The sequence below is a fragment of the Nostoc sp. 'Peltigera membranacea cyanobiont' 210A genome (assembly GCF_002246015.1).
GTDB lineage: Bacteria > Cyanobacteriota > Cyanobacteriia > Cyanobacteriales > Nostocaceae > Nostoc.
Window position 1 is genome coordinate 53,578 of the sequence record NZ_NOLJ01000007.1, and the last position, 12,040, is coordinate 65,617.

Annotated in this window: 10 protein-coding genes and 1 tRNA gene; 3 read left to right on the top strand and 8 right to left on the bottom strand. The window is 38.2% G+C overall.

Annotated features, from left to right (window positions below; genetic code table 11):
- Nucleotides 1-68 precede the first annotated feature (68 nt).
- Nucleotides 69-3,107 (top strand): Eco57I restriction-modification methylase domain-containing protein, encoded by a 3,039-nt coding sequence (locus CDG76_RS22375; protein WP_094351140.1) that lies wholly within the window; start codon nucleotides 69-71, stop codon nucleotides 3,105-3,107.
- A gap of 2 nt (nucleotides 3,108-3,109) precedes the next feature.
- On the opposite strand, the gene CDG76_RS22380 is transcribed toward CDG76_RS22375, so the two are convergent.
- From CDG76_RS22380 to CDG76_RS22405, 6 genes are all read right to left on the bottom strand, one after another.
- Nucleotides 3,110-3,496 (bottom strand): hypothetical protein, encoded by a 387-nt coding sequence (locus CDG76_RS22380; RefSeq protein WP_094351141.1) that lies wholly within the window; start codon nucleotides 3,494-3,496, stop codon nucleotides 3,110-3,112.
- Between the two features lie 141 nt (nucleotides 3,497-3,637).
- Entirely contained in the window at nucleotides 3,638-4,327 is a 690-nt protein-coding gene (locus CDG76_RS22385) for a Uma2 family endonuclease (RefSeq protein ID WP_094351142.1), read from the bottom strand.
- 168 nt (nucleotides 4,328-4,495) lie between these two features.
- Nucleotides 4,496-4,568, bottom strand: a tRNA-Phe gene (locus CDG76_RS22390).
- A gap of 74 nt (nucleotides 4,569-4,642) precedes the next feature.
- A complete protein-coding gene (locus CDG76_RS22395) occupies nucleotides 4,643-5,512 on the bottom strand; it encodes a metal ABC transporter permease (protein ID WP_094351143.1) in 870 nt (289 codons plus the stop codon).
- Nucleotides 5,513-5,578: 66 nt separating this feature from the next.
- Nucleotides 5,579-6,355 carry a metal ABC transporter ATP-binding protein gene (locus tag CDG76_RS22400; protein ID WP_094351144.1) on the bottom strand — a complete coding sequence of 259 codons (777 nt, stop codon included), beginning with the start codon at nucleotides 6,353-6,355 and terminating at the stop codon, nucleotides 5,579-5,581.
- Nucleotides 6,356-6,507: 152 nt separating this feature from the next.
- Complete coding sequence (locus CDG76_RS22405; protein ID WP_442946385.1) at nucleotides 6,508-7,449, bottom strand: metal ABC transporter substrate-binding protein; 942 nt, start codon at nucleotides 7,447-7,449, stop codon at nucleotides 6,508-6,510.
- A 405-nt stretch (nucleotides 7,450-7,854) separates the two neighbouring features.
- Here CDG76_RS22405 and CDG76_RS22410 point away from each other — a divergent pair, with 405 nt between their 5' ends.
- On the top strand, nucleotides 7,855-9,474 hold the full coding sequence (locus CDG76_RS22410) for an iron uptake porin (protein WP_094351146.1): 1,620 nt from the start codon (nucleotides 7,855-7,857) through the stop codon (nucleotides 9,472-9,474).
- Nucleotides 9,475-9,760: 286 nt separating this feature from the next.
- Here the strand turns inward: CDG76_RS22410 and CDG76_RS22415 are convergent, their stop codons facing one another.
- Complete coding sequence (locus CDG76_RS22415; protein ID WP_094351147.1) at nucleotides 9,761-10,384, bottom strand: TenA family protein; 624 nt, start codon at nucleotides 10,382-10,384, stop codon at nucleotides 9,761-9,763.
- Between the two features lie 36 nt (nucleotides 10,385-10,420).
- Nucleotides 10,421-11,191 (bottom strand): pentapeptide repeat-containing protein, encoded by a 771-nt coding sequence (locus CDG76_RS22420; protein ID WP_094351148.1) that lies wholly within the window; start codon nucleotides 11,189-11,191, stop codon nucleotides 10,421-10,423.
- Between the two features lie 526 nt (nucleotides 11,192-11,717).
- On the opposite strand from CDG76_RS22420, the gene CDG76_RS22425 reads away from it, so the two are divergent.
- Nucleotides 11,718-11,984 (top strand): toxin HicA, encoded by a 267-nt coding sequence (locus CDG76_RS22425; protein WP_094351149.1) that lies wholly within the window; start codon nucleotides 11,718-11,720, stop codon nucleotides 11,982-11,984.
- Nucleotides 11,985-12,040 lie beyond the last annotated feature (56 nt).

Below are 12,040 nucleotides of genomic sequence, written 5' to 3' on the forward strand. Positions count from 1 at the left end.
TAAGGTAAAATAAAATTGGTTTGTAGTGAGCAATTCATCGCTCAATTCAACCATTTTAAGGACTAATTATGAATGTACCATCTAGCATAATTCAACTCATTGAACATTTTCACTCCTCAATAGATTTATATCGGGCTGGTAGGTTAAATGAAACACAAACTAGAATTGAATTTATCGATCCGTTTTTTGCAGCGTTAGGATGGGATATTAGAAATGAACAACAAGCTTCTGATATTTATAAAGATGTTGTTCACGAAGATAGTTTAAAAATTAGTGATGCCAAAAAAGCAAAAGCCCCTGATTATAGTTTTCGTGTTGGTGGAGTTAGAAAGTTTTTTGTCGAAGCTAAAAAACCTGCTGTGAATGTAGGAAAAAATATTAGTGCTGCTTTTCAACTTAGGCGTTATGGATGGTCAGCAAAATTAGCCTTAAGCATTTTAACTGATTTTGAAGAATTTGCGATTTATGATTGTCGAATCATGCCGAATAAAAATGATTCAGCATCGACAGCTAGAATTATATATTTTAAATATACAGAATATATAGAGAAATGGGACGATATATATAATCTTTTATCTAAAGAAGCGGTATTAAATGGTTCTTTAGATAAATTTGCTGAAACTAAAGTTAAATCATGGATTACTGTTGACAAAGCTTTTTTACAGGAAATTGAAAAATGGCGAGAAAATTTAGCAGCTAATATTGCTTGGCGCAACCTGCAAATTAAACAACGGGAGTTAAATTTTGCAGTGCAAATGACAATTAACAGAATTGTCTTTTTACGTATTTGCGAAGATCGGGGAATTGAAATCTATGAACAGTTATTTAATTTATTAAAATTAGAAAATATTTATGGAGAATTAGGGTACTTATTTAGAAATGCAGATTATCGTTATAATTCTGGCTTGTTTCATTTCCAAACTGAGAAAGGAAGAGATGACCCAGATGATTTTACCCTCAACCTCAAAATTGATGATGCCACTTTAAAACCAATTATTAGAAAACTCTATCCTCCCGAAAGTCCTTATGAGTTTTCAGTTATTCCGGTGGAAATTCTAGGCCAGGTTTATGAGCAGTTTTTAGGTAAAGTAATTACTTTATCCGCAAGTCGTCAAGTATCTGTGGAAGCTAAACCAGATGTGAGAAAAGCAGGAGGTGTTTATTACACTCCTAGTTATATTGTTGACTATATTGTTAAAGAAACTATTGGTAAAATTTTAGAGGGTAAAAAGCCAGAAAAGATAAAAGAAATAACAATTATTGATCCGGCTTGTGGTTCAGGTTCTTTTTTAATTGTGGCCTATCAATTTTTATTAGATTGGTATTTACAGCAGTATCTTCAAAATTTTAAAAAATATAAAAAGAAAGTATATCAAACTACGGGTGGTAACTTCCGTTTAACCTCAACTGAAAGAAAGCACATTTTATTAACTCATATCTATGGGGTGGATATTGATCAGCAAGCGGTAGAAACCTCTAAGTTATCTTTATTATTAAAGGTTTTAGAGGGTGAGTCAGGGGAAACAATTACGAAACAGTTAACATTATTTAAGGAGAGAGCTTTACCGGATTTAGATAATAATATTCAGTGTGGTAATTCTTTGATAGATGGAGAATTTTATCAAAATAATCAACTTAGTTTATTAGATGAAGAGACAGCTTATCGAGTTAATATCTTTGATTGGAAATCAGCTTTCTCAGGAATCATGAACCAAGGTGGATTTGATGTAGTTATTGGGAATCCTCCTTATATTAGAATTCAAGCTTTAAAAGAATGGGCTTCTCTAGAAGTTGAGTTTTATAAAACACAATATATTTCTGCTAGTCAGGGAAATTATGATATTTATGTTGTTTTTGTAGAAAAGGGTTTGAGTTTATTAAAGAAAAATGGTCATTTAGGTTTTATTTTACCCCATAAGTTTTTTAATGCTCAATATGGAGAATCTTTAAGAAGGTTAATTTCTGAAGGTAAATTTCTTAAAAAGATTGTTCATTTTGGAGATCAACAAGTTTTTCCAAATGTTTCAACTTATACTTGTCTATGCTTCTTGTCTAAAACAAAACAGTCAGAAGTAAATTTTATTCAAGTAAAGGATTTATTGCAATGGATTATTGATGGTAATGCAGAAGAAGCTCTGGTAACTGATAAATCTATTACAAGTGAAAGCTGGGATTTTGGTAAAAGTAAAAATTCTGTTTTATTCGATAAATTTAATGACGATAAATTTATCAGTTTAAGTCAGCTAATAACTAATATTTCTCAAGGTATTAGAACAAGTGCTAATGAAATATATGTTGTAGATATGATCTCTCAAGAACATGATTTGCTACAGGTATATTCTAAAGCTTTAAATAAAATAGTTACACTTGAATCTGATTTAACTTCTCTCTTTTTACAGGGTAAGGAAATAAAGCCGTATCAACTTTTATATTCCAGTAAGTTATTAATTATCCCTTATGAAGTAACAAACGGAAATGTTCATCTTATAAATGAAGATAAATTGCGTAATAACTATCCCCTAACTTTTGATTATCTCATGAAAAATAAACAATTTTTAGAAAATAGAGAAAAAGGAAAAATGCTTGGTTTAGATTGGTATGCTTATATTTACCCTAAAAATATAGAATTGATGAAAAAATCAAAAATATTAGTCCCTGATATTGCAAATCAAGCTTCTTTTGCTTGGGATGAAAAAGGAGATTATGCATTTACCAGTGGTTATGGAATTATACTTAAGAATAATGTTCAAGAATCAATTAAATATATTTTAGGATTACTCAATAGTAAAGTTTTAGATTTTTATCTGAAGAATATTAGTACCACAATGCGAGGAGGCTTTTTTCGTTATTTTACTCAGTTTGTTGAACAATTACCAATTCGATTGATTGATTTTTCCAATTTTCAAGAAAAAAACATTCATAATCAAATAATTCAGCTTGTTGAACAAATGCTTTACCTCTATCAACAACTAAATCAAGCACAAACACCCCCAGCTAAAAAAAGAATTCAACAACAGATTAATGCCACAGATAGACAAATAAATCAATTAGTATATGAACTCTATGGATTAAGTGATGATGAAATAGCTATTGTTGAAGGCGCATGAATTCAATCTGAAGATTCTCCATCCCTGCGCCCAAGTTCAAAAATGCCAGCACCCATACAGGCTAATATACCTGTACTAATTCCCCAACTCTCACCTAAACTAATTTCCAGACCCCAGTTACATAAAGCGCCGACTACCAAAAAAGGCACAATGCTAAACAATGAGGCGTAGAAAGCATTTTGGGATTCTCTGGCTTTACGAGTCTTTTCAAATTCCGACTGGCTGGTATAAAGCGATCGCTCGGCAAAGTTAAACCAGCGATTGAGTTGCTCGATTACCCATTCATTGACTCTGGAAAAACCTAGATATAGCGCCAATGACCACAAACTCGCTCCGGCGATCGCGATCGTGTCTAACTCAAAACGGAAAGGTAAAATTTCAGTCAGCATTGCTTAGGTGAGTCCTGCAAACGGTTAACTTTAGCTGTCAGTAGATGCTAAATAAACCTCTTGTGCAATTTTAAGCATAAAAGCTAACAAGATTTCAACTACTTAACAACTTCCCGCTTTTTAGCTTGAAGCAAACCTAATTTACGGATTGCTGGGTAAATTATCGGGGTCGATACCAAGAGAACGTAAATGCTGTGCAAACTTTTCTACTTTTTCTTCTGCCGTTAAATACCGATTTCCTTGTTCGTCATACCAAGATAAAAATTCCTGACCAATTCCACCAATAACACCTTGATGTCGTCCAATTCCTAAACCAACCTCTGGCATCCAATGGGGTTCGCCAATTTGTAATTGATAATTTTTATCTACCAATTTGTAAATTTCAAATGGTTGGTGTCGATCGCGTTGCCAATATTCGGGGTTGTAAATAATGTAGTAAAGTACGCCAAGTTTCCGATAAATTTCTAACTTTTCGTCGTATTCACTTCCTGGGGAATGGGATACCATCTCCAATGTTAGTATTGGTACTACCTCATTTTCTTCCCAGACAGCGTAACTTCTACGCGATTTACCACCTTTTTTGCGATCGACTCCCAAACTCAGAAACCCATCTGGTACTATGGGGACCCTCGCATTAGCCCCTGTCGTGTGGTAGATTGCCATGTCTACGCCGAAAAACCAATCGGTGCGCGTTGCCCAAATCGAGGTTAATAGGAACAGTAGAATGTTGGGCAGAAAATTTTGATCCTCATTATCCACAGGTATATCGTCCGAGCAGGCTAGTTCGTCAGTGCTTGGAAGCCCAACGACTTTAAGGTTTTCTGACAACATGACTATTACCGCGGTGGCTTCGGTTTCTTTGATTATAGGTAAATTCAACTTACCAAGGGTGTAGGGAAGGAACGCATTCTAATAGCGTTCTCCACCCCAGCTAAAAACAACTTGCAGGCAACTTTTTTGCTTATGCAATATGTCAGAAGTGTTTTTCGCTGTAAAGTATGCCAGGAACCGGACTTGAACCGGTGACACGAGGATTTTCAGTCCTCTGCTCTACCAACTGAGCTATCCCGGCTGGGGCTTTTGTGAGCCACGATTAATCAATGTAGCAAAGATAAAAGAATATAGCAAGTCTTTGGAGAAAAATAATTATGCAGCTTTCAAACTGAACTTAAACCACACGAAAACGGCTACAAATAGGAGAAACTGGACAAGAACAATACTTGGCCCAGAAGCAAGGTTGAAAATACCTGAGACCATGATGCCAGCAATGCTGCTCATGGAACCAACTATCACCGACATGACTAGAAAGCGGCTAAAGTGGTGACTCATCAGTTTGGCGGTGGAGGCGGGAATGACTAAAAAGGCGTTCACTAGTAAAACACCGACAGCTTTAATCGCCACAGCAACGGCGAGTGAAAGCAAGACCACAAAAGCGTAGCGGTACAATTGGACGGGAACGCCTTGAACTTGAGCGACATCGGGGTTAAGGGTCAATAAAATTTGCTGTCGCAGAGTTGATAGTAAAAATATGCTACCTCCCACAAGGACTAGCAGCGTCAAAATCAAATCTGTGGTGTCGATCGCTAGAATATCCCCAAACAGTACAGCCATCAAGTTGCCACGATATCCTTTAATTAGGCTCGTGAGAATTAAACCGATCGCTAATGCCCCAGATAGCACGATGCTGAGTATGCTATCGCTAGCTAAGTCGGTTTTGTCGATAAAGTAGAGGACAATAACCCCAAAAACTAAGGTAAAAGGTAACAGCATCCAAGTAGGATTTATTTGTAGCAGCACACCTAATGCCACACCTACCAATGCTGCATGACCAACCGCGTGGCTGAAAAATGACAACTGGCGCAAGGTGACAAAACTACCCAACATCCCGCCAAGTATTCCCATTAAGGCAGCACCAACGATCGCACGCTGTATTGAGGCAAGTTGTAACAACTCTAGCAAGTCATTACTACTAGCGATCGCAAGCCAAGTTATCTGACAATCATTGAAAAAATTCATACTTATGGGCATTAACTAATTCTGGGAGTCTAATTACGAATTACGAATTACGAATTACGAATTCTTTTAATGTTGGTGCTGGTAGCGACTGAAACCTGGGCCGTAGGTTGCTAACAGGTTTTGTGGTGAAAGGGCAATTTCTGGCTTACCAGTACAAACAATGCTTTGGTTCAGACAAAGTACGCGATCGCAATGCCGATTTACCATATCAATATCGTGAGAAACTTGTAATACCGTCCAACCTTCCTCTCGCTTTAATTGATTTAGCAAAGCGTAAAAATCTGCTGCACCTTGCACATCAACACCAGCAAAGGCTTCATCTAGTACCAAGAGTTTCCGAGGCATTACCAAACAATAAGCCAATAAAACCCGCTTCAGTTGACCGCCACTAAGAGTACCAATAGCTTGATGCTGTAAATGATAAGCATCAGTTCGCCGTAAAGCTTCTGTTACTGCTGCCGATTTTTCTCGGTCTTGTTTCCACAAGTGGGAAAAAAATGAATTCTTTTTTTTCCCTTCCTTAGTCCATCCCAGTCCGACTAATTCGCTGACAGAAATAGGAAAGCTACGGTCAAAAATAAAGTTTTGCGGCATATAGCCTAATGTGTGGCGTAAATGCCCCAATCTGGAAATTGGACGACCCAAGATTTCAATCGTCCCAGCACTTCGAGGTATCAAATCTAAAACCGCTTTTACCAGGGTACTTTTACCAGCACCATTGGGGCCAACAATGGCTGTATCTGTTCCTGGTAACAATTCAAAGGAAACATCTCGAACAGCTAGGTAGCTGCCTTGATAGACAGTTAATCCTTCTACTTTTAAAATAGGAATGTCATTAGTCATTAGTCATTAGTTATTGGTCATTAGTCATTGGTCATTGGTCACTTGTTCTGAGTTTCGACTGCGCTCAACTACCGCGTAGTAGTTGGCGCAATCTCTTGTAGAGAAGTATTAGTCATTAGTCATTTGCAAATGACAAATGACTAATGACAAATCTATTTACAAGATGTTTCCAGAGTTTGCAAATTAGTTTTCATTGCCTTGAAATAATACTGTGGATCTGTTTCGCCAGTTTCTAGAGAATCCAGAGTACGCAAATTTAATTTCAAGTCTTTAGAGAGGCTGTTCAGCAGTTTATTATCTACTCCTGGTTCGCTAAATAAAGCTTTAACTTTGTATTTTTTCACAGCGTTGACGGCATTTTGGACATCTGTTGGTGAAAGTTGATCTTCAGGAATTTGCACCACCGCAACTTGCTTGAGGTTATAGCGTTTAGCTAAATATGGAAACGCATCATGAAAGGTAATAAAGGTGCAAGTGGGATTTTTCTGCAAAGTCTGCTGAAATTCACTGTTTAAACTTTCTAATTCTTTAATATAAGCTGTAGCATTTGCTTCGTAAGTAACTTTGTTCGCCGGGTCGGCAGCAATTAATCCATCTCGAATATTCGTTACCTGCTGTTTTACTAAAACTGGATCTAACCAAACGTGAGGATTACCCTGACTATGTTCCTGGTCTTTTTCATCTGGTGTCGTTTTGACAACAGGTGAAATTTCATTTAAGGGTTTAATACCAATACTTGCATCAATTTCAGTTAATTTGGAATTTTGAGCATTTTTGACAGTACCTTCCAGAAATTGCTCCAAGCCTAAACCATTTTTCACTAACACCTTAGCAGTAGCGATCGCTTTGACATTTCCTGGTGTCGCTTGGTATTCATGTACTTCCGTACCCGGTGGCACTAGAATTTCTACATCTGCCACATCCCCAGCTACTGCCTTAGTAAACAAATATATCGGCAAAAATGTCGCCACTACTTTAGTTTTTCCCGACTGCGCCTGTGGGGTAGAAACAGCTTCCTGTGCTTGCGGCGACTGTTCGGAAGTTGTTCCCTGATTTGAATTCGATTGGCTACACCCAGTAGCCATCGACAACATTAGCAGAGCAATTATGGGCAAGATGCCGCTTCTTTGCCTACCTGTTCTAATTTCTCTGCAATTCACAATCACGATATTTCTCCTCCAAACGGATGCTTGCTCTACCTCTGTCATCATCGCTATTGACAATGAGAAGTATTCTAAATTTTATACTATAATAATTCTCATTCTCATTTTAAGTACATAATATCATTCTGGGTTTGCTGTGTAATGAGTAACAACAAAACTTTTTCAGACGGTATAGCCCTCTGCAATTTAGTTTTCCCTAAATAATTAGGATTTCTTGACTTTTTTTGTTAAAAAGGTTGCTTAATTCTGATAAGATTGCTGACAAATATTCTCATAAAATACCCGTTAAAAAAAACGTGGTTTGGGTGTGAGTTGGAGATCAGTGTGAGGAGAGAAATGCAAAAATTCTGGAAATATCTGCTAGTTAGTCCAGCAGTCTGCGGTGTCATGCTATTTGTTAATACTGCTACATTTGCAGGTGAAACATCGGGTAAGTCTGAAATCAATCAACCGCAAGTTTTAGCTAATCCAGACACAAAAACTCAAAACATCGCGCCAGATCAGAAAATGGGACAAGTTACCTCCGTGTCCCAATTTTCTGATGTACAACCCACCGACTGGGCATTTCAAGCATTGCAATCCTTGGTTGAGCGCTATGGCTGTATTGCAGGATACCCAAATAGCACTTATCGCGGTAATCGGGCATTAACGCGATATGAGTTTGCTGCTGGTTTGAATGCTTGTCTCGATCGCGTTAACGAACTTATTGCTACAGCCACTGGTGATTTAGTTAACAAACAAGATTTAGCCACATTACAAAAGCTGCAAGAAGATTTTTCCGCAGAACTGGCGACGCTCCGAGGTCGTGTGGATGGAGTAGAAGTACGCAGTGCTGAATTGGAGGCGAATCAGTTCTCAACTACAACTAAATTGCAAGGACAAGTTGTCGCAGTTGTCAGCGATGTGTTGTCAGGAAATACAGTCAACGGTGCAGAAATTACAGACGAGAATACAACTTTAGGGGTACGGGCACGGCTAGAATTAGTAACCAGTTTCACAGGGAAAGATACTTTATTCACCAGAATTCAGGCTAATAATATTCTCAGCCCTAACATTGGTACGCCAGAGGGTAACTTATTCTTTGCTGGTGATGGTACTACTAATGCTTTTATAGATGCATTGTTCTACAGATTTCCCTTGGGTGAAAAAACAGAGGTTGTCGCTATTGCTAATGCAGGTGCAGCAGACGATCTTACCAGCACTGTCAATCTCTTTGATGGTGATGGCGCTTTTGGTGCTTTGTCTACCTTTGGTACACGTAACCCAATTTATAGCCAAATAAATGGTGCGGGGTTGGGAGTAACATACGAGTTCAGCGAAAAATTGGCATTAAGTCTAGGGTATTTGAGCGGTACAGCTAATGACCCTACACCCAATAATGGTTTGTTCAATGGTTCTTATGGTGCGTTGGCACAGCTGACAGTTAAACCAAGCGATCGCATTTCTATCGGTTTAACTTACATCAATTCTTACAACCAACCACTACTCACAGGTAGCAATGCCGCTACTTTTCAGGATATAGCAGCTATCCAGGGTTTACCAGAAGATCAAGTAGGATTTTCCAGTAATTCTTACGGCGTCCAAGCATCCATTGGCATTACTGATAACATCGTTTTAGGTGGTTGGGCTGGATACACCAACAGCCAAAGCTTGAGAGGAACCCGTGGAGATGTTGATATTTGGAACTATGCTGTTACCCTCGGTTTCCCTGACCTCGGTAAAAAAGGTAACTTAGCAGGTATCATCGCTGGTATGGAGCCGAAAGTGACAAGTTCTGACATCGCAGGTTTGGATAGCGATCCTGATACATCCTATCATCTTGAGGCTTTTTACCAGTATAAGGTGAGTGACAATATCACCATTACTCCTGGAGTCATCTGGTTAACATCTCCAGATCACAACGACACTAATGATGATGTTGTTATTGGTGTATTGAGAACCACATTCAGTTTCTAATTTTTAAAATCTTAAAAGAAGACGCAAAGGATAAATTCGCGTCTTTTTTTGTGTATAGGTTTAAAAATAGAACTCAACATTTTTACTGGGCTTGATATCTTCAAACAACGTGAGTTCGATAGATAGAAAAGGTCAAAAAGGTTGCTATAGCAATCCTATTTGATTCGTGAAAAATTATAAATAAGAAAACGAACCGCAAAGTACGCTAAGGGCGCAAAGGGAAGAAAGAAGAAAGAGATATATAATTTTCACAAATGATTTAGGACTGCTATAGATATGAATTTGTTCAACTGAACATCCACGCAGCCTGAAAAAAGTCGCGCTCACAAAACATCGCATAACGATAAGTTGAATACACAACAGAATTGGTAGCGGCATAATTGTCAACCAAATTTTCTATTTGTTGTGTTAGTGGTTGAAAATCTGCGCCGCTATAAGTGCGAATCCAGTCTGCATATTGATGATTAGGAATACCGTTACAAGCCAATTTTTCTCCTAAAAAGGCATACAAACGCATACAAGGAGACATCGCCGCCGCAGTTAAACCCACGTCTTTGCTCCAAGCAGTTGCTAACAAAAAATCAGTATAGCGGCGGGTGGCAGATGCAGGTTCTACAGCATACAAATTGACTCCCCACTCAGAAGCATAGCCACTATGCAGCCGCAGCTCTTCTAAAACTCCACTAGCTAAATTATGAAATGTGGTGAAACCTAACCAGTCTGGTGCTTTAGCTGCGGCGATACTGTAGGCACGCGCAAAAGCTTCTAAGAAAAAAGCATCTTGCCCTACGTAGTAAGCAAATTTAGCTCGCTCAAGAGTACCATCGCCAATACCTTGAACGAAAGGATGCTCTAGGCAAGCTTGGGCTAAGTCTTGATTTGCTGCCCATAATTCGTTAGATAAAGTCATTTGTTATTTGTCATTTGTCAACTGTTATTATCCCCTTTAAAAAGGGAAGAACTGGAGCAAGACTGAGCCAATACTTCCCAAAAAGTCAACGAAGCTGGGTTTACCAGTACTTATCTTCTCATTGACGGGTGTTTGCAGTTCTTTTATAAAAGTTTGGGCTGTTAGGGTTCCAGTGCTGTTGTTTTGGGATGTAAACAATTTTTCCGCAACTTGAGCATCTTGAAATGCACCTTGTCTATCTAGTATTTGGTAACGAGCGACACCACGAGCGAGATAAGCATCCGCATATTCTGGTTTAATTGCGATCGCTTGATTAAAATAACTGATTGCTTGCTGTTGGTTGCCTTTTTGCCCTTCTGCTACACCCAAAGCATAAAATTCTGCTGGTGAAGCAATTTGTGATGGTATCGCAACTGCACCTTGAAAGTTAGTCCCATTTAAGTAAGCGCCAGTTAGTTCTGCATTTGCTAAATAAGTATTTCTCAAATCAGCACCCGTCAAATTTGCCCCATTAAATTTAGCTTCGCTCAGGTTAACGCCAAATAAACTCGCGCCACTTAAGTTTGCACCCCGCAAATCTGCACCGCTCAAGTTTGCGCGGCTGAGGTTAGCACCTGTGAGATTAGCACCGCTCAAATTGGCTCCAGATAAGTCAGCCATCACTAAACCTGCACTCGTCAAATCACAGTTTTGACATTGTTTGGTTGCCAATAACTGTTTAATATGTTCAGAATTTGCTGCTTGTACGGTTGTTGTCAAACTAATCGTAGTTAAAAATGCAACTGTACCCAGAAGTTGATTTTTCATGTCTGTGTAATATTTTTTACTAAATAGCAGTATTGACTGAGATGGATTTATACCTCAGCATTATGATATGAGCAATCTCAACAATTTGCCCTCTGTAGTTGCCTACATCACCTATAAATTGGCGATAATTTTTCTATGGAATGTTACGCTAAAGGATTCTAGAAAAGTCGTGAAAGTATAAATTGAGCCGATATTAAGACTGATAACCCCAGTAACAAGGGTAAATGAGCAGCATTCGTCAAGATAAATGATACACTCCACTAGAAGCGAAACTGGTGTTACAAAATTAAACTCACTGTAAAAGATCGCTTCAAAGAAAGCATCTGTAACATCCAAATAATTAGTATTTGTTTAAATCAAGTAAATTAGTAGAGCAGTATCCAAGCCTAAAGTTTGCCCTGATAACTGGAATAGTCATTGTCATCAGGGATGCTCTAACTCAGGAGCAAAATGACAGATTTGCTTTTGGATACCCTGATTTTAAATAAATATGAGACTATAGAAACATTAAAGCAGTCAGAAAAACGTGAGTCAGCAAGACAAACTCTTAGACAAAATTCTCTCTGGGACTTCTGATACAGATATCCCTTTCGCCCAACTGTGGCAACTTTTATATACACTAGGCTTTGAAGAACGGATTCGTGGCGATCATCGCATTTTTGTCAAAGCCGATGTTGAGGAGATATTGAACCTGCAACATAAAAGAGGAAAAGCCAAAAGCTATCAAATTAAACAAGTTCGGGCAGTGATTCTCAAATATAAGCTAGGAAGTAAAAATAATGTTTCGGTATGAAATTATTCTCTACTGGAGTGAATTAGATCAAGCCTTTATTGCTGAAGTTCCAGAGA